At 50.1% G+C, this 19,581-nt stretch carries 15 protein-coding genes; 7 read left to right on the forward strand and 8 right to left on the reverse strand.

Annotated features, from left to right (window positions below; all coding sequences use genetic code 11):
* The first annotated feature begins 108 nt into the window (after positions 1–108).
* Together AAHB90_RS06360 and AAHB90_RS06365 are read left to right on the forward strand one after the other, a co-directional pair.
* Complete coding sequence (locus AAHB90_RS06360; protein WP_342084105.1) at positions 109–1,140, forward strand: LacI family DNA-binding transcriptional regulator; 1,032 nt, start codon at positions 109–111, stop codon at positions 1,138–1,140.
* 237 nt (positions 1,141–1,377) lie between these two features.
* A complete protein-coding gene (locus AAHB90_RS06365; protein ID WP_342084106.1) occupies positions 1,378–3,765 on the forward strand; it encodes an ABC transporter permease in 2,388 nt (795 codons plus the stop codon).
* Between the two features lie 79 nt (positions 3,766–3,844).
* On the opposite strand, the gene AAHB90_RS06370 is transcribed toward AAHB90_RS06365, so the two are convergent.
* The 6 genes from AAHB90_RS06370 to AAHB90_RS06395 form a co-directional block, all read right to left on the reverse strand.
* Complete coding sequence (locus AAHB90_RS06370; protein WP_342084107.1) at positions 3,845–5,539, reverse strand: RagB/SusD family nutrient uptake outer membrane protein; 1,695 nt, start codon at positions 5,537–5,539, stop codon at positions 3,845–3,847.
* Positions 5,540–5,549: 10 nt separating this feature from the next.
* Positions 5,550–8,585, reverse strand: coding sequence for a SusC/RagA family TonB-linked outer membrane protein (locus tag AAHB90_RS06375; protein WP_342084398.1), 3,036 nt, complete (start codon positions 8,583–8,585; stop codon positions 5,550–5,552).
* 499 nt (positions 8,586–9,084) lie between these two features.
* The gene (locus AAHB90_RS06380; RefSeq protein WP_342084108.1) at positions 9,085–9,318 is read right to left on the reverse strand and encodes a hypothetical protein; all 234 of its coding nucleotides are present in this window, start codon (positions 9,316–9,318) and stop codon (positions 9,085–9,087) included.
* Positions 9,319–9,321: 3 nt separating this feature from the next.
* Positions 9,322–9,795, reverse strand: coding sequence for a DUF6932 family protein (locus tag AAHB90_RS06385; protein ID WP_446717882.1), 474 nt, complete (start codon positions 9,793–9,795; stop codon positions 9,322–9,324).
* A gap of 45 nt (positions 9,796–9,840) precedes the next feature.
* On the reverse strand, positions 9,841–12,384 hold the full coding sequence (locus AAHB90_RS06390; RefSeq protein ID WP_342084110.1) for an ABC transporter permease: 2,544 nt from the start codon (positions 12,382–12,384) through the stop codon (positions 9,841–9,843).
* Positions 12,385–12,397: 13 nt separating this feature from the next.
* The gene (locus tag AAHB90_RS06395; RefSeq protein WP_106597978.1) at positions 12,398–13,072 is read right to left on the reverse strand and encodes an ABC transporter ATP-binding protein; all 675 of its coding nucleotides are present in this window, start codon (positions 13,070–13,072) and stop codon (positions 12,398–12,400) included.
* A 175-nt stretch (positions 13,073–13,247) separates the two neighbouring features.
* On the opposite strand from AAHB90_RS06395, the gene AAHB90_RS06400 reads away from it, so the two are divergent.
* Positions 13,248–13,943 carry an arylesterase gene (locus tag AAHB90_RS06400; protein ID WP_342084111.1) on the forward strand — a complete coding sequence of 232 codons (696 nt, stop codon included), beginning with the start codon at positions 13,248–13,250 and terminating at the stop codon, positions 13,941–13,943.
* 35 nt (positions 13,944–13,978) lie between these two features.
* On the opposite strand, the gene AAHB90_RS06405 is transcribed toward AAHB90_RS06400, so the two are convergent.
* Both AAHB90_RS06405 and AAHB90_RS06410 read right to left on the reverse strand, forming a co-directional pair.
* On the reverse strand, positions 13,979–14,530 hold the full coding sequence (locus tag AAHB90_RS06405; protein WP_342084112.1) for a hypothetical protein: 552 nt from the start codon (positions 14,528–14,530) through the stop codon (positions 13,979–13,981).
* A gap of 136 nt (positions 14,531–14,666) precedes the next feature.
* Positions 14,667–14,831 (reverse strand): lmo0937 family membrane protein, encoded by a 165-nt coding sequence (locus AAHB90_RS06410; RefSeq protein WP_082489155.1) that lies wholly within the window; start codon positions 14,829–14,831, stop codon positions 14,667–14,669.
* A 224-nt stretch (positions 14,832–15,055) separates the two neighbouring features.
* Between AAHB90_RS06410 and AAHB90_RS06415 the strand changes: the two genes are divergently transcribed.
* The 4 genes from AAHB90_RS06415 to AAHB90_RS06430 all read left to right on the forward strand — a co-directional run bounded on the left by AAHB90_RS06415 (position 15,056) and on the right by AAHB90_RS06430 (position 19,490).
* Entirely contained in the window at positions 15,056–15,889 is an 834-nt protein-coding gene (locus tag AAHB90_RS06415) for an alpha/beta hydrolase (RefSeq protein WP_342084113.1), read from the forward strand.
* Positions 15,890–15,905: 16 nt separating this feature from the next.
* Positions 15,906–17,165 (forward strand): alpha/beta hydrolase family protein, encoded by a 1,260-nt coding sequence (locus tag AAHB90_RS06420; protein WP_342084114.1) that lies wholly within the window; start codon positions 15,906–15,908, stop codon positions 17,163–17,165.
* A gap of 35 nt (positions 17,166–17,200) precedes the next feature.
* Positions 17,201–18,454: an L-fucose:H+ symporter permease gene (gene fucP / locus AAHB90_RS06425; protein WP_342084115.1), complete on the forward strand. Its 1,254-nt coding sequence runs from the start codon at positions 17,201–17,203 to the stop codon at positions 18,452–18,454.
* 136 nt (positions 18,455–18,590) lie between these two features.
* Entirely contained in the window at positions 18,591–19,490 is a 900-nt protein-coding gene (locus tag AAHB90_RS06430) for an ROK family protein (protein ID WP_446717883.1), read from the forward strand.
* Positions 19,491–19,581 lie beyond the last annotated feature (91 nt).

The following is a 19,581-nucleotide window of genomic DNA, read 5'->3' on the forward strand; positions in this document are numbered from 1 at the left end:
TTTGCACAATGATAGTGTTGTATAAATTAAACACAAAATGTAAATATGTTAATATTGAATGCAAACGTTTGAAAAAATTTCAAAGAATTAATTGTCCTATTCCAACTCATGAATTCCTCACGTCCTGTTACGATCAAAGACATTGCACGCCGTTTCCGGTGCTCCCCATCCACCGTTTCGCGAGCGCTGAACGACCATCCGGCCATTAACGAAGACACCAGGAAGAACATTCAGGAATATGCCAAAGAGGTAGGTTACCAACGTAATGAAGTTTCGCTGAGCCTGCTTAACAAAAAGACGGCTTCGTTGGGGGTAGTAGTGCCGACGATCAGCAATTATTACGAAACCGCGGTGATCGAAGGCCTTCATACGGTGTTGCAGCCAATGGGTTACACGCTCAATATCTGTGTGACCAATGAAAGTTACCTGCTTGAAAAAGAGTCGCTTTCCAAACTGCTCTCCAACCGGACGGAAGGGATATTCCTGTCAGTTTCGCAGGAAACTTATGATGCGGGTTACTATGAGCATCTGGAGAACGTGATCCAGCGCAAAACGCCGCTGATCTTCATCGACCGAGAATATGAGGATTTTGAAACCAGCCGGGCCACCGTTGACGATTACCATGGCGCATTTGCCGCGGTAGAGCATTTGATTTCAATAGGTTATAAACAAATCGCGCATTTGAAAGGGCCTAATGGCCTCACTGTTTCCGAACAGCGTTTCAAGGGGTATGTCAATTGTCTCAAAAAATACAGCATGCCCATCCGGGAAGAATTGATTCTCAATACCAACTTCAATGTGGAAAGCGCCATTTTGCCTACCAAACGCCTGCTCGAACTGGCTTCGCCGCCCGACGCGATCTTCGGGGTAAACGACCAGGTCGCAATCGGCGCGATGCGGGTAGCCAAGGACAAAGGTCTGCGCATTCCGCAGGATATTGGCCTTGTCGGTTTTGATAATTCACCGATTTCGGCTTACACATTTCCCTCGCTCACCACCGTTCACCGCCCGGGCCGCAAGATCGGGATGGAGGCTTCCCGCTTGTTTCTCAATCAGTTGAACGGATCCGGGGATTTCGCACCGGAGAGCATTGTATTGCCCTCGGAGCTGGTGATCAGGGAGTCGTCGCTGCGGATTTGACGGTGGTATGGAGAGTGGCCGGTGAGGGCTGAGCGATGGCCCTGAAATCGTGAAGGTATTGGAACGAAGTATGGGAAATTCATAAGCCGACCGCCGAAAATGAACGAGTTCTGTTCGAAAGCGTACACGAAGATCACCGTAAATAGCGCCAGGCGTCACAAAAGCCTTTTTTGAGAACTGGTATAGTAATTTGACACCAAATGGATCATAATAGGTCAATTCCCAAAATGCGCTTATATGCTCAAAAATTACTTCAAAATCGCCTGGCGTAACCTTGTTCGTAACAAGACATACAGCTTCCTGATCCTGTCCGGCCTCGCTACCGGCATGACTTGCGCGGTAGCATTGTGGCTGTATGTGCAGAATGAGTTGAGCTATGACCGTTACCACCAGCGTGCTGGCGATATTTACAGGGTCAACCTGAATATTAAATGGGAAAGTAACGAATATAAGTTGGGTTTGGCTTCGGCCCCGTTCGCAAACACGTTACAACAGGAATACCCTGAAATTCAAAACAGTTTAAGGGTCAAGAAAGGTGAGCAACTGTTTCGGGTCGGCAATAAATCATTGAATGCTAAAGAAATAATCTGCGCCGATTCCACGCTGTTCTCTTTCTTTGACTACACGTTTATCGAAGGGAACCCGCGTACTGCCTTACCGACTAAAAACAGCGCGATATTAACCGAGAAACTGGCGCTTGCGTTGTTTAATAAAACCACCGGACTGATTGGCAAAACCGTCGTGGTAAAGGACGATATCCCTTTTGCGATTTCAGCAGTAATCAGAAATCCTCCGGGCAATCATCACTTGAAATTTGATGCCGTTTTACCATACACCAATGAGGATATCAGCCGGGTGAGGCTCGACAAATGGGACGGGTTCAATACGCTGACTTATGTGCTTTTGAGAAAAGGAAGCCGGGCCGCCCAACTGGAAAGGAAATTGCCTGCCTTCTATAAAAAGTACATTGCCGAGGTAATCGGCGATACCGACGGGACTAAAGTAAAATTTGCAATGAGCTTACAGCCGTTGACGGACATTCACCTGAAATCATCGCATTTGATGGGAGAAGAAAATGGAGGTAACCTGAATTATGTGTATACCTTTTCGGTGATTGGCTTCTTTATTTTGCTTATCGCGATTGTCAACTACGTGAATCTCTCCACTGCGAAGTCTGCTGGGCGGGCAAGGGAAATCGGGGTTCGCAAGGCGGTCGGTTCGCGATGGTCCCAGTTGGTGGGGCAGTTTCTTGCCGAATCGGTCCTGACGACCTTTCTGGCCTTACTGATCAGTATGTTGCTGCTGAATGCATTACTTCCTTTTTTCAACCAGATATCAGGAAAGACGCTGGCTATCGATTTTTCGAATATCACTACGATCGGGTTTTTCGTAGGATTTGCCCTGCTCACCGGCCTGCTCAGCGGGCTATACCCGGCATTGATCCTGTCGCGTTTCAAGCCGGCGTTGGTACTGAAGGGTGCTGCGGAAAAGGCCGGAAAGGGTATATTGTTCAGACAGTCGCTCGTTGTTTTTCAATTTTTTATTTCGATGGTAATGATCGCCGGCACCATTACCGTTTACCGGCAACTCCATTTTATGCGCGATACAAAGCTCGGCTTCAATCAGCAGCAGGTCATTGTGATACCTTTGAAGAATCAATCGCTCCAACAAACCGCGACGGTTCTGAGGAGCAAAATCCTGCAAAGCCCTTCGGTGAGCCATGCATCACTGACGAATGGCTCAATTGGGAACCAGTTGAACAATAAGACCACATTCAGTTTTTACAAAAGGGGTGGGGAACAATCCATCAGTTCGGAATATTTTGATGTAGATCCTGATTTTACAGAGGTGCTGCAAATCCACGTCGTTGAAGGGAGCAGCTTTTCCGCGGTGCCCGATCGCGACAGTTCGAATGCGATATTAATTAATCAGGCCGTCATGAAGCGACTGGGATGGAAGAGCTACAAGGACGGATTGGTCGAGCTGGACGCCCAAAAGGTTCCTGTCACGGGTGTTATCAGCGATTTTCATTTGCGCTCGCTGCACAACCGGATCGAACCGCTGATTTTGGTTTTGAAAAAGGAAAAAGCCGATAATCTGCTGGTTAAAGTGTCGGAAGACAATATGGCGGCCACATTACATTATATCGAATCTACTTTCCACGAGGTTAACCCAGGCCAACCTTTTGAATATGATTTCCTGGATCAGGCATTTGCAAAACAATACCGTTCAGATGAACAAAAAGGACATTTATTTCTTGTGTTTTCCGCAATTGCTGTTATCATCGCCTGTTTGGGTTTGTTCGGCCTGGCCACGTTTACCGCGGAGCAGCGGACCAAAGAAATCGGTGTTCGCAAAGTACTTGGTGCTTCTGTCGCCAGTATCGTTTCACTATTGTCAAAAGATTTTCTTAAACTGGTGCTGATAGCGATTGTGATTGCTGTGCCTGCGGGTTGGTATTGGATGCGGATCTGGTTGCAGGATTTTGCCTACAAAACAAGTGTCGATTGGTGGATTTTTGCCCTGGCCGGCTTGCTTTCCCTGGTGGTTGCCATTATTACAATCAGCTTTCAAAGCATTAAGGCCGCATTAACGAACCCGGTAGCGAGCTTGAAAAGTGAATAAATCCGTGTCTGCCAATGTATAAATGCCGAATGCCGGAAGTCGCTCCCGGCATTCGACGTTTATACATTAATGAATCAGATCAATACCCATCATTCTGCCTCAAATATCCCGGCTGGTTCGATGCACCGTCGATGGCCGTTTGCGGGATCGGGAAGATGCGTTTCTTTACGTCGGCGTTGGTTTTTTCAGTCCATTTACCTTCATACTTGCCGAAACGGATCATATCCGGGCGGCGGAGCATTTCCCAGTAAAATTCGAAACCGCGCTCGCGGAAAAGCAGGTCGAGGTTCATCGCCGTCAGTGCAGGAGGCGCGAGCGTTTTTGTGCGTGAGGCGCGTACAAGGTTTACATCGGCCAGAGCACCGGCAGCATCGTTGCTTTTGCGGAGTTTCGCCTCCGCACGCATCAGGTAAATGTCTGCCAGACGTGCGATCACGATGTCTGCCTCGCCGCGGTTACGACCCGTGTTCGACTTGCTGCTGAATTCGTATTTCTCTACGCGGTAGCCGGTATTGTAATTGCTTCCGGCGGTAGTAAAGTCGATCATTTCAGAGAAGCTCACCGGCAGGTCGGCCCGGTTGCGAGTTACGTAGCTTAGTTTCCCTACTTTCAGCTTGCCGTCCGGGCAGCGGAGGAATGCGCCATTGACGCGCAATGCACCATATTGCTGGCCTCTGAGGATACCGCGGTTGATTTTGTAATCGGCGTCGTTCACACAAGTATCGGCCGCATTGGTGTAAACAGACATGTTTTGCTGGTAAAAACGAGGGTCGCGCGAAGGATCGACAGCCCCATAGGCCTGAACCCAGCTCTGATAGAAATCGGACGTGATGGCAGGCCCGTCGGTTCCGTTTGCGGTTGGGAATTCCGCCAGTGGGAACTGGTCGCCCGAAATCGAGAAGTAGGCCATACGGTTATGTCCGTTCAATTCAGCACGCTGGTCTACCGCGAAAATGATCTCTTCGTTGGTATGGTTGGCGTTGCCGAAGATTGCAAAATAGTCCGCCGAGAGTTTGGCCTGGCCCGAGTTGATCACCTTGTCGGTGTACTGGATCACTTTGTCCATATCCTCGGCTTTGAAATCGAAAGTGGTGCCGTAAATGTTGCGGTATACGGCAGCGTTCAGGTTCAGGCGGGCCAGCAAGCTCCATACAGCGGCCTGGTTCAGGCGGCCGGGGCCTACGACCGACTTCGGTTGCAAAGTAGGCTCAACGGCCAGGAATTCGCTTTCGATGTATTTAACAGCCTCGTCGCCACGGATAATTTTCGAGGTAGTCCCCTGAACATCCTTCACAAATACAATGCCGAACAAATCCAGCAGCACCATATTGTAGTAGGCGCGCATACCGCGGGCCTCGGCCGTGTAAAGCGCTGCATTGGGAGATGTGGCGCTTTTGAGGCCTTCGATAGCGGTGATACACCTCGAAATTGACTGTACAAGCTGGTTCCAGGTGTTGTTCACGTTGGGGTCTGTGCTGGTAGTATTGTGCGCATGCAACGCCAGGTAAATACCGTTGTCGCCCCAGTCGGTGCCGCCACGGTAGGGCAGGATGGCCTCATCGGTCGAAATTTCCTGCAATGCAAAATAGGTCGTATGCTGGAATAGGTTGGGCAGCAATGCATAAGTAGGTGCCAGTAGCCCGTTGGCTGTTTCCTCTTCCGAAAGCTTTGCGCTGAGCGTTTCGTCCAGCACTTGTTCTTTCAGGTCGGTGCAGGCGTTGCTGAGCATAAGCAGGCCGGCTACCGTAAATATGGTTGATAGTTTCTTCTTCATGGGTCAATAATTAAAAGCCAAGATTGATCGAGAAAATGACGGTTTTCGCTTTCGGATAACTTAGGTAATCGATACCGTAAGAGGTGATACCAGCGATCGAACGGTCGTTGTTAACTTCCGGGTCGTAGCCGTTGTATTTGGTCCACAATGCCAGATTCTGGCCCGTTACCGAAATGCGGGCTGTTTGTACCCATCTGTTGATGCCCAGCTTGGCAGTATTAAGATTATAACCTAGTACAAGGTTGTTGAGTCTCAGATAAGCGCCGCTTTTGAGATACCTTGTTGATACGCCTGCCGAATTGTTGACTGATTCCTCGGGCGATTCGAGCGCTTCGGGTGTTACGTTCACACCTTTGGATAATTTCAGTTTGTAAAAATTAGAATTGGCAGTGTTGTCATACACTTTATTACCGGCTACGCCATTAAAGTTGGCGCTCAGATCAAAGCCCTTGAAGCTGATATTTCCGTTGAAGTTGTACATACGGGTAGGCAATGCAGTCCCGGCTACGATCCGGTCGGCGTCGTTGACGATGCCATTGCCGTCGACATCGCGGAACTTGCTGATACCTTTCTCGTCAAAACCGATGAATTCTTTCAGGTAAAATGAGCCGATGGCCTCGCCATTGATATAACCATTGATCGTCGCCGAAGTCAGACCCGATCCCTGCGCCGAACCCGACGGGATTACTGTATAAGGCGAATGTTCCACACGGTTTTTGATAAAAGTAATATTTCCACCTAAAGAGTATTTCAGACCGTTTTCCAGTGCATTGCGGTAGTTCAGGTCTAACTCCAGACCCTGGTTGATAATCTGCATGTCAGGTACATTGGTCCAGAAAGTACCAGCCGGTTGAACCGGGTCGGCAGGAATCACTTCAAGCAGGATTTTTTCGGAAGTTTTCCTGAAATAATCGATTTCCCCGCTCAATGCGCCTTTGAACAAGCCGAAATCAAGACCCAGGTCGGTCTGTTTGGAAACCTCCCATTGAATGTTAGGGTTGGCTAGACGTGTATAAGTGGTTCCTGCCGGATACGTAGTGCCGCCGTCTAGCGGATAGCTGGTCGTTCCCGAAACCACCGACGTGAACCTTGCCTGGGTGATTTTGGAAGGAATTTCCTGATTACCCGTCGATCCCCATCCCGCGCGAAGTTTCAGCTCAGAGAAGGGCGATGATTTCATAAAAGGCTCTTCTGAAACCCTCCAGCCCAATGAGAATGAGGGGAAAGAACCATATTTGTTGTTCGAGCCGAATTTGGAAGAACCGTCGATACGCAATGTCGCTGTTACCAGGTATTTATCTTTGAAACCATAGCTGGCGCGGCCAAAGAACGATTGCAATTCATTGATCGTCGCGAAACCGCCGGGCTGGTTGAGTGCCAACGACAGATCCTGTCCCAGACCTGGATTGTAGATAGGCTCTATATCGGAAATCGGGAATTTGTTAATGCTGAAGTTCCGGCTCTGGATAAAAATACGCTGGTAGGAGTGACCCAGCAAAGCCGTCAGGCTGTGCATTTTCGTATCCAGATTATACGTCAGGTAGTTCTCGATGAGCCTGTTGGTGTTGCGCAGGCCGTAGGTTTCCAGACGTCCGACTTCGGCCGGGATCGTACTAGGCAGCAATTGCTTATCCTGGGTGGCCGTTGAGTTATCGATGCCGAAGTTCAGCTTGTACACCAGCCCGTCGATGATTTTCACAGACGGCGAAATGCTGGCCAGTACACGGTTGGTGGTGAGTACCTCCTTGTATTGCTGCAAAATGAACAGCGGGTTGGTGAAATCCTGGTATTGTGCCAGTTGGCCGTTGGCCCCGTAAGGTGCGTAAGTTGGATTGATGGTCAGGGCACTACCAATCGCTCCCTGGATATTCGGGCGCTGGTTCTTGGTATTCGTAGCATTGAGGTTGAAATCCAATGTGACACGGTCCTCAAACAGTTTCTGGGAGAGGTTCATGCGGCCCGTGTAGCGGTTCTGCTGACTGTTTTTCAGGATCCCCTGCTGTTTTTGGGCGCCAAACGAAGCGTAGTATGTCATTTTTTCGCTCCCGCCTCCAACGGATATATTATGGTTGTGGGTGGTGGCGGTTCTGAAAATCTCCTTTTGCCAGTCAGTATCCGTTTTGCCGTCGGCTACTGTTGCGCCCAGTTTAGACGCTTCGGCCAGAAATTCAGGACCCGAGAGCACATCCAGCGGGCGAGCCACATTGGAAATACCCAGGCTTCCCGAATAGGTGACAACGGCCTGGCCGGATTTGCCTTTTTTTGTCGTGATCAGGATTACGCCATTCGCACCACGAGCACCATAAATAGCTGTGGCGGAGGCATCTTTCAGTACGTCGATCGATTCGATATCCTGTGGGTTCAGGAAGTTGAGCGGGTTGGCATCTCCGCCGGTACCGCTGTTGTCAAGCGCCATACCATCCACGACAAACAATGGGGTACTTCCTGTACGCACACCGCCCGGACCGCGAACGGTAATGTTTGTCTTGCCGCCGGGCTCACCTGTGGCCGAGGTAACATTTACACCCGACACCCTTCCTTGCAATAGTTGCTCGGGTGAATTTATGATCCCCTGGTTAAACTCCGCGCTTTTCAGTGACTTCACCGAACCGGTAATGTCCTTTTTGGTAGTGCTGCCGTAGCCGACAACCACTACTTCGCTAAGATTGGATGCCGATTCCTTTAGTTTGATTTCGATCGAATTAGCATTGCTTTCCGTTAAAAGGAAATCTTTCAAGGACTGCTTTTCAAAACCGATGTAGCTGAATTCGAGGTTATAGCGCTGGCCGGTCTGCAGGTTCGCAAAGCTGAATGAGCCTGATTCATTGGTAGTTGCACCTTGCTTGTTGTTGCCATTGACATCGGAGATCACGACTGTGACACCGGGCAAACCTTCGGACGAGCCCTCTGTAGTGACCTTTCCGGTAAGGGTAACTTCCTGCAACTTGCTCATGTTGGTTTCAACATGCTTTCTGGGCTGGTCTTTGGGAACCGGTATTTCAGCTGCGGCGATGGTATGGAGGCCGCAAACGGCCGTAACCTGCATAAGGCAGTTTCGGATTATCCCGGTCCTGACTGATAGAGTCGAAGTCTTTCTCATAGTCGTGGATTATTGGATTTTACAGTGAATAGAATGTTAGAGCAGAAGGGGATTTTAGTCATAGAGGTAAATTTTTGAGCGTAATAGTTCACAAGATTGCGGTTGTATTTTTAAAATAATTAATAGTAATAACTTGATAAGCAATGCAAACGTTTGAAATTCTGTGCAAACGTTTGAAAAAATATGAAGAATAAATTGGATGAAATTAATACTGCTTCTCGTGGTGTAGGAATAGTGATTTTAAATCATCCCAAAGTCTTATCAGGATGCGAAAAGTTGCATTAAAGCGACATTCTCATGCCAAAAATGGCACTACGGGAAAGAATAAATGAAGGAATGCGTTTTAAGGAATTGTTAAATCGCCTAGGCTAGCGACGAATGAAAGTTTGACGGACGGAAAGGAGCGGAGGAAACGGAGAGCGAAGAGGAAAGTCGTATTGGGAGGCTAAGCTGCGTTATCTAAAGGTAGAAGTTTGATGGTTAGGCCATAGGTTCTTAAAAGTTCGTCCAGTTCTTGCTGGTGCTCTGCAAGCAACCGCTCGTATTGTTCGATTATCGACTGAGTGTCGCCAAGTTCCCGGTGTAATTGCAAAGTCTTGTTGGTAAGCGCTACCAGCTCAACAAGCCTGGCAACCCGTGCTCCCCATTCGTGCAGTTCCTCTAATATCTTCATATCCATGGTCTAAAAATTTAGCTGTGCAAAACCTTTTGATTTTCTAGCACGCGAAGTGGAGAACTGATTATGCCATTGAAGTTGGTCCATATGATAGAACACATACTTTTCATCGGTTTCAGGATATCTTTTGACAAAGTATTCATCGACTGCCGTTTTGTGATCCCGGCGGTAGGCGCGTAAAATGTTGCGTAAAATGTCGACGTCAGGTTCATTAGCATAATAGATGCTGGCATCAACAAAAGTCACAACGTCTATGTCACGTGGATTGAGTTTTCTCGTAACGAAACTTCCGTCTATCCACTGATGAAAACCCGTACTAATGATCGGGACCAGCCTCTCCATGTATTCCAAAAAATTCCGGAAAATTACCTGCCTCGTACCGGATCGAGGAAACGCGTCAACGAACTCGGCCTTAAAAGTTGACCAGTCCGTAGAGATTATGTCGTAGGGTGTCAAATTACCTTTGATATCAAACTCCAAGTGTGTGCGGTTCTTTTTTAGTATAAATATACCAAAAATAAACCGCTAAACATCCTGGCGCAATACCTCCAACGGCGGCCGGGACAAGATGCCGCGGCTGTTGAGCAAACCGATGATTACCGTTAGCAGAGAGACAAAAAGAAATATCAGCACAACCGGGCCAGCTTCGGGCTTGAATTCGGATTCGAAACTGAATTTGGCAAGACAAAAGCTTCCAATCACCGCAATGAATATTCCTGTGAATGCGGCAAGGGCACCCAGGAAAAAGTATTCCAGGGCGGTGATGACAAATATCTGCTTCCGGCTTGCGCCCAACGTGCGAAGGAGCACACTTTCCTGAACGCGCTGGTATTTGCTGATCATGACGGACGCAATCAGGACGATCAACCCGGTAAGAATGCTGAAACCGGCCATGAAACGGATTACGAAGCCAATTTTGTTGAAAATGTCATCCAGCACCCGGAGAACGAGGGCCAGGTCGATGATCGAAATATTAGGATATTCCCTTACCAGTGCCTGCTGAAAGCGGGCGGAAACCGTCGGATTGGGCACGTGCGTAAGCATGGCGTGGAATTGCGGCGCTTCTTCGAGTACACCAGTAGGAAAGACGACGAGGAAGTTGGTCCGAACCTCACTCCAGTTTACCTCCCGAAAGCTGGAAACGACCGTCGGCATAATGGTCCCTTGCACGTTAAAAACCAGCGTGTCGCCGAGTTTCAGATGGCTTCTTTCTGCGAAATCCTGTTCTAATGACACAGGGATTGGTTCTGCCGGTTTATCGTATTTTCCCTGCCATTTTCCCTTGGTGATTTTTTCGGAGGAAGTGATGGAATCGCGGAACGTGACACGATATTCCCGACCGAAAATGCGGCGCGACTGTTCGGCAGTAGTGTCGCCTTCGAAATCGGTGGCGGTTTTGCCGTTGATTTCTTCCAGTCGCATATTCACGATGGGCACGCTTTGGTTGATCGGCACATTTTGCGCCTTCGCGATCGCCAGCACGCCTTCCTTTTGATGGCTTTGGATATCAAAAAGCACCATGTTGGGCTGGTTACCACTGCTTGATAGCTTCACGCGCGTGAGCAGGATGGTTTGAATGAAGAATAGTGTGCAGATCAGCGAAGTGCCCAGGCCCACTGAAACGATGAGAATGGTGGTCTGGTTGTTTGGGCGGTACAAATTCGCCAGCCCCTGGCGCCACAGATAGCTCCACGAGGTTGGAAAGAAACGCCGAACGAGCCACATCAGCAGGCTGGCAATGCCGAACAGGATCAGGAATGCAGCAAGAATGCTGACGGTAAATATCAACGCCTGCACCCAGGTTTGCATTTGCAGGTAGGCGAACCCGAAAATGAACAGAATGATCAGCCCGTACAAGGCCCAGCTGACCGCATCGCGCTCGGGATGGGAGGCGTCCGAGGCGGAGCGAAGCACGTTCAGCGGCGATACCTTGCGGATGGACACAAGCGGCGGTAATGCGAAAAGTATGGAAATGAGCACGCCAATGGCCAGCCCTTGCCCGATGGCCGGCCAGGAAATGTCGGTAGTGAGGTCGAACGGGAGCACGTCTTTGAGGACAACGGGTAAGAACTGCTGAATCACCGTTCCCAAAAGGGTCCCGAGTACGGTACCTATCAGCCCGATTCCGGCGATCTGAAGGAGGTAGATCAGGAATGCCTGTGATGCTTTGACACCCAGGCAGCGCAGTATCGCAATGGAATTCAGCTTCTCGCGCACATATATATGTATGGCGCTCGCAACGCCTATGCACCCAAGCAGCAGCGCAACAAAACCTACCAGCGACAGGAAGCGCGTAAGATCGCGGAACGAGCGCCCTGTGTCTTCTTTCTGGCTTTGAACGGTATTATAGTCAAGGTCGAAGCGCTCAAACTTAGGTTCCAGCGCTTTGACCATTTTTTCGACATCCGTTTTTGCAGGATATTTGAAATAATACCTGTAACCTACACGGCTGCCCTTTTGCATAAGGCCGGTTTGGTCCAAAAAGCGCATCGGGATGTAAACTACCGGCGCTACCGAGGCGGTAATGCCTGTTGCGCCAGGCGCTTTTTCGAGAATGCCGGCTATGGCAAAAGTTACTTCACCTATCCGGATAGAATCGCCCACTTTTGCGCGGTATTGCAGCATCAGCGTCTGGTCTACCAATGCCTCCTGCCGGTTCCGGAATGTCTTTTCAGCGGAGATAGGAACGGTTTCGAGCTTGCCATAGTAAGGAAAATCGCCGGAGAGTGCTTTTACCTGTGTGAGCCTGCTACCGCCGCCTTTGTTGAAATAGACCATTGAAGCAAAAGCACGCTCCTCGGACCGCACTCTGCCTAGCGAATCGACGAAGGTCATTGCTTTCCCCTCGATCTTTTTGCCGCTGTAAATGGAGAGGTCGGCGCCGATGAGGGTGGCCGCCTGGTTGTCTATGTTGTCGCGCAGGTTGTCCCCGAGCGAGTAAATGGCTACAAGGGCAGCGATACCGAGGATAATGGACGAAATGAATAGCGCCAGCCGCGCGCGGTTTCTGCGACTGTCGCGCCAGGCCATCCGCAATAACCAGGAAAGATTGAAACTATTGGGGTTCATCAGGAATTCACGGTTAGCTGGCTTCCACAATTTTGCCGCCTTTGATGCGGATGATGCGCTGGGTTTTGGCAGCGAGTTCGAGGTCGTGCGTTACGACCACCAGCGTAGTACCTGCCTCGCGGTTGAGGTCGAAGAGCAGTTTTACTACTTTCTCACTCGTTTCTGCATCGAGGTTACCGGTTGGCTCATCGGCAAAAAGGATCTGCGGCTGGTTGGAGAAGGCACGTGCCAGCGATACGCGCTGCTGCTCTCCACCGCTGAGTTGGGTAGGATAGTGGTGGCCACGCTCGGCGAGGCCCACCTTGTCGAGCAGGTCGAGGGCGCGGGACTTTATGTTCTTTTCACCGCGCAGTTCCATAGGTACCATCACATTTTCCAATGCGGTCAGTGTCGGCAGGAGCTGGAAGTTTTGGAAAATAAAGCCCACATACTGGTTGCGCACGGCGGCGAGCTGGTCTTCATTAAGGCCGTTCAGCCGGGTGCCGTGCAGTTCCACCGTGCCGGCTGTCGAGCGGTCGAGTCCGGCGCAGAGGCCAAGGAGCGTCGTTTTACCGCTACCCGAGGGGCCCACGATCGAGACTGTAGACCCTGTTTCGATTGAAAAACTGATATTGTCGAGGACTTTGAGGGTGCGGTCGCCGCTTTTGTATATTTTACTGACGTCGTGCAGATCGAGTATGGTATTCATCAATCGTTTTTCTTTTATGTTTGCGTGGTGCCGGTGCGGGCAACCGCCAAAGACCTAATTTGACTCTTTTCGGTTATTGTTTCTCATAAATATAGTTTAAACGGTTTTTAAATGAGAATGAATGGCCCGGTATGCGTTTTTAAACTATAAAATCATTCCCTACCGACTACGGATTATGTTTGATATGCGTCGTTTCAAGACTTTTTTGGCGTTATCCTTTCTGACTGCCGTCCTCTTTTCCTGCCAGGACAACAAAAAGCAGCAGGATTCGGAGCAAAAGGCGGGCTCTTCGCAAGCAGCCAAAGCGCCGGCTGTTAAAAAGAAGATCATCGTGTTTTTTGGAAACAGCCTCACTGCCGGTTATGGTCTGGACGACCCGTCGCAGGGTTTTGCGGGGCTGATCCAGAAACGGATCGATTCGCTGGGTTTGGCTTACAAAGTTGTGAACGCAGGGGTGAGCGGGGAAACAACTTCGGGTGGTAACAGTCGCATCGACTGGCTGCTTAAACAACCGCTCGATGTTTTTGTCCTCGAACTAGGCGGCAACGACGGCCTGCGTGGTATTCCGGTTTCAGAAACCAGAAAAAATCTGCAAGAAATTCTTGACAAGGTGAAGGCAAAATACCCCGACGCGAAGCTAGTGCTGGCCGGCATGCAGATCCCGCCCAATATGGGGCAGAAATACGCCACCGAGTTCAAAGATGTTTATGCCGATCTGGCCAAAAAGAATGATCTGACCCTCATTCCTTTTCTGCTGGAAGGGGTGGGAGGGGAATCCAAACTCAATCAGGCGGACGGTATCCACCCTACCGCCGAAGGACACAAGATCCTTGCTGAGAATGTCTGGGTCAGGATTAAGGACCTTCTATAATGAGAGAGCCCGCCATCCGGCGGGTTCTTTTCTTTTCAGGCGGTGTAGGTCTCGTTGCCGTGCAACTGACGGGCACCGTAACGGTTCCAGGCTTCAATGATTTCCATCCGGTCCTCGATAGTGCGGGGAGTAAATGAGATGATAACCCCACCTTCACGAATGCTGGATTCGAATACTTCTGCATGCTCTTTCGGTACACCGCGGTTATGCAGCGCGCCCACAATGCCCCCGGTAAGTCCGCCGGCACCTGCGCCGGTAAGCGCCGCAAGCAGCGGACCAGCCACGGCGATCCCAAGTCCGGGGATTACGACGGTCGTACCAATCGCAATGATCGCTCCCGCAATGGCTCCTGCCGTTCCGCCGATGGCCGAGCCTATGCCTGCATTCTCCATAGTTGAATGTGCAGGTTTTTCGCCATCCGACTCTGTATGATGCATCCGGTGGGTTTCATCGGAGACGATAACATTGATATGTTCGGGTTTATAGCCTCTGTAAATCAGCTCGTCATATGCTTTCTGTGCATCCTCGCGGTTGGGAAAAGCCGCATTGACCAGCGATGGATAGTTATATTCAATTGTCGTTTCCATGACATCGAGTTTTGGTTAAATCTTCCGCTAGAACCAGAAATAATTGTGCCTGTCGATCCTCGCTGTTTGGGCATATAAAAGCCCGGGAAGTTGGTTTTTGAACGTCCCGGGCCTGGTATGTCTAATAGATGTTGCGCTACACCACCCTGTCGCCGCGTATCAGGCGGAGAATGATCGCAACGACGGCGATCACGAGCAGAATATGAATGATATTTCCTAATCCAAAACTTGCAAAGCCAAAATAGCCGATCAGCCACAGGATCACCAGGATCACGGCTATGGTATAAAGGAGATTTCCCATTGTTGTAAAATTTTGAGTTAGAGTTATTTTAGAGATATCTGGATTATATCAATTTAAATGCCAGCCACTTTATGAGGTACTAAACCGGGATATTTCCCCGGTTTCTACAATATTTGCGGGGTTTCAGCCTGTTACTTCGTTTAGTTGTAGAAAATTTTCTCAAAACTTACGGTAACGGCCCACGCATTATCGTCATTCTCTCAATTCCCTTTCAATTTTTTAAAATGAAAAAAGCATTTCTGTCATTTTTTGCGTTTGCATTATTTGTTTTCTGTCAGGCGAATGTTGCGTCGGTTGCGGCCGCTCAGGTTGATACTGTGGAGGTGAGCAGTTCAGTGATGAAGAGGAGCCTCAAAGTGGTTGTGGTAAGGCCTGCCGGATATAATTCGGGTAAGGAGTTCCCCGTCGTATACCTGCTGCACGGTTACAGCGGCAACCATTCCAACTGGGTCACAAAGGCTCCCGGTATTCAGCAAGCCGCCGACCGGTATAATATGATCATTGTTTGTCCGGACGGTGGTTTCAGCAGCTGGTATTGGGATAGCCCTGTTGACCCGCAGTCGCAATTCGAAACCTACGTTTCCAAAGAGCTGGTTTCCTACATCGATAAAAATTACAAGACTATCAGGGACCGGAAGGGCAGGGGTATTACCGGTTTGAGCATGGGTGGCCACGGGGCATTGTATCTGGCGTTCAAACACCAGGATGTGTACGGTACTGCCGGGAGCATGAGCGGCGGCGTGGATATCCGCCCGTTCCCTAACAACTGGGATATGGCCAAGCGCCTTGGGTCATACGCCGAGCAGCCCGAACGATGGGAGAAGAATACGGTTATTAACATGCTCCATTTGCTAACTCCCAATGCACTTTCACTCATTATTGATTGCGGTACTGACGATTTCTTCTACGGCGTAAATGAGAACCTGCACAAGCAGCTGGAATACCGCAAGATCCCACACGACTACATTGCCCGCCCGGGCGCTCATAACTGGCCTTATTGGGAGAATGCGGTTCAGCACCAGCTGCTTTTTATGAATACCTATTTCAATAAAAAATAAATCCTAAACCTGCTTCATGCAGCTCATTATGAGGTTTTCCTTTATTGCACCAGCGCTTTTCTGTCTTGTATTTTCCCAAACAGTATACGCCCAGCAGGATCGTCAGGCATTGCCGGACCCATTTACGTTTAACAGCGGGAAAAAGGTAAAGTCGGTAACAGAGTGGGAGCGCAGGCGCAAGGAAATCCTTGAAACGATGACGCGCGAAATGTATGGCGTATCGCCCGAACGTCCCCAAAATGTCCGTTTTGAGGTTTTTGACGAGGATAAGAAGGCACTAGGCGGAAAAGCTACGCGCAGGCAGGTCACAGTTCACATGGCCGAAAAAGGGAAGCAAGCGCAGTTTGATCTGCTGATTTACATACCCAATCAGGCCAAACGTCCGGTGCCGGCCGTTATCGGGCTCAACTTTATTGGTAACCAGGCCATTCACGCCGATCCGGGAATCAGGCTGACGACCGCCTGGGTCGAGAACAGCGGGATGTTTCCCTGCGCGGCCGACGGCAGGGCGACTGATGCGTGCCGGGGCGTGAACGCTTCACAATGGGCAGTAGACAGCATTCTTGCACGGGGATACGCGCTGGTGACGCTTTACCGCGAGGAAGTCGCCTCAGATCGCAAAGCCCAGGCATTTCATACAGGCGTGCACACATTGTACCCCGAGTTACAGCAGCGGGAGGATAATTTTGGCACCATAGCCGCCTGGGCGTGGGCCCTAAGCCGGGGGATGGATTACCTGGAAACCGATAAGGATATTGATGCGAAGCGGGTGGCGGTATTCGGTTTTTCCAGGTTGGGCAAGGCAGCGCTTTGGGCTGGTGCAACGGATCAGCGGTTTGCTGCCGTACTGAGCAATGAATCGGGAGCGGGAGGCGGTAAGCAGTTCCGGCGGGGAGTCGGGGAGGATATTAACCGGCTTTGCACGGTATTCCCGCACTGGTTTGCCCGTAATCTGGGTAAATACAAAGGGAAAGATACTGAACTGCCATTCGACCAGCATTTTGTCCTGGCGCTGATTGCCCCGCGGCCGGTGTACCTGGCGACGGCAGAAGACGATAAAAACGCGGATCCGCCAGGCGAATTTGCCACCGCACGGGCTGCGGATGCCGTGTACCGGTTTTTAGGAACGAACGGTTTTCCCAACGGACCTTTTCCCGCACCGAATCAGCCTCTGACGGGCCAAATCGGCTTTCATATCCGGCCGGGCGGACACGACGTTAAAATGTTCGATTGGATACAGTTTTTAAATTTCTCTGATTTACATTTGCAAAAATAGACCGAACCTAATATTTAATTTTACTATTCAGCTAAATGAGCAACCATCCGTCTGCCGGCACGGTCCACACCTCCCCGCCCAAGTTCACTGACAAAAAATACCTCCTTACCCTGGTCTTCGTCACCTCTCTTTTCATGTGCTGGGGAATTGCCATTACGATGGGAGACGTGCTCAATAAGCACTTTCAGAAAGTGTTAAGTCTGAGCAAGACGCAATCCGCTTTCGTGCAATTCGCGATTTTCGGGGCTTATTTCATTATGGGTATCCCGGCAGGTCTGTTCATGAAGCGTTTTGGGTATAAAAATGGCGTATTACTCGGTTTGTCGCTGTTTGCATTGGGTGCATTCTTGTTTGTTCCTGCGGCCAGCACGGCGTCCTTTCCTTTCTTCGGAATTGCGCTCTTTATCCTTGGTTGTGGCCTGGCCACGCTTGAAACCGTTGCTCACCCTTTTGTGGCCTCACTCGGCGACCAGCGTACCAGCGATCAGCGTATCAATTTCGCGCAGGCATTCAATGCGTTGGGTGCTATCCTAGGACCTGCAATCGGTGGTTATTTCCTTTTCCGAAACCACGTGGAAGGCAGTACCGACCTTACTTCTGTGAAGAACCTATACATTGCCATCGGTTCAGTGATTGCATTGATCGCCCTTACGTTTTCGTTCGTAAAAGTGCCTGCCCTGATTGATCCGCACGCCTCAGAGCTGGATCCGGATGCAGCGAATGTAGATGTGGCGCCCGGAAAGACGTTGTTTCAACACCGCCATTTCGTGTGGGCCGTAGCCGCACAGACCTTCAACGTGGCCGCACAAGGTGGTACCTGGGCGTTCTTTATTAATTACGGGCATGAGAAAATGGGCTTCTCCGACGCGGTAGCAGCCAACTACATGATCGGTTTTATGGCGTTGATGCTGGCAGGACGTTTCGTTGGTACTTTCCTGATGCGTTTTATCGCACCGCATTCGTTGCTGGCTATTTTTGCGTTCAGTAACATCGTTATGTGTCTTATCGTGGCGCAGGCATGGGGATGGCCATCGTTCATTGCGCTGATGATGCTCAACTTCTTTTTCAGTATCATGTTCCCGACGATTTTCAGCCTCGGTCTGAAAAACCTCGGTCCGCACACCCAGCAAGGTTCGTCGTTCATCGCGATGGGCGTGGCCGGCGGAGCATTCTTCCCGTTCCTTATGGGTGCAGTAGCAGAAACTAACGTGGCACACGCCTACTATCTGCCCATTATCTGCTACACGGTAATCTTCCTGTTCGGATATAAATTTTACAAAACACATTAGGGTACTTCGGCTGTCGGCTGTCGGCTATCGACTTTTCTGGTTATCTGAAAAGCTCGCCGCTCCTTATTTTTGACAATATGCAGCCGACTGCCGATAGCCGACAGCCGAGGTCTAATTAATAACCAAAAAAGCAATAATGAAACTCTGGGGAATCGACTTAGGAGGTACTAAAATAGAATGTGCAGTGCTGGATCCCGAAAGGAATCTGGAAGTGGTGGTCCGTATGCGCGTGCCGACGGAATCGGTGAATGGTTACGACCATATCCTGTCGCAGATCAAGAAGCTGATCGACATGGTAGCGGATCAGGTAGGAGAGCGGCCGCGTAAGATCGGCTTCGCGACGCCGGGCGTGCTCGAACCGGATTCTCAATTGATGAAAAACTCTAATACGACCTGTCTCAACGGAATGCCACTGAAGGCCGATCTTGAAAAAATACTGGGCGTGCCGTGTCAGCTGGCCAACGATGCAAACTGTTTTGCATTGGCGGAAGCATTAATGGGCGCGGGTAAAGATTATCACGGTGCGGAAGTGGTTTTTGGAGTGATTATGGGTACCGGCGTCGGTGGCGGGCTCGTTGTGAACAACAAGATTATTGGAGGTCATCACGGCATTGGTGGCGAATGGGGCCATAATATACTCGAAGAAGGCGGTGAACCCTGCTATTGCGGCAAAGCGGGCTGCGTGGAGCAGGTTATTGCTGGTCCGGCTTTGGAGCGCCATTATCAGAAACTAAGCGGTGAAAAGGTCTCGTTGAAAACGGTGCTGGAACGCTACCATGCAGGTAACGACGAGCACGCAAAGGCGACCATCGAGCGTCTACTGGAATATTACGGCCGGGCGATTTCGACGCTCATCAATGTGATCGATCCGAACCTGATTGTGATCGGTGGCGGGGTAGGTAATATCGATCTGCTTTACACCGCCGGTTACGAGCGCATACGCAAGTACATTTTCAATAAGGGCATCGTCACAACGCCGATTGTCAAGCCCAGGCTGGGCGACAGTGCGGGCGTATTCGGAGCCGCATTACTGTAATAGGATTTACGCTTTTCGGGTCCCGGCATTTTCATTGTCCCATTGAAGATGCCGGGATTTTTGTTGCTCTTTGTTTGAGGTAGATAGGCAG

The organism is Dyadobacter sp. OTU695, from assembly GCF_038440355.1.
Classification (GTDB): Bacteria; Bacteroidota; Bacteroidia; order Cytophagales; family Spirosomataceae; genus Dyadobacter.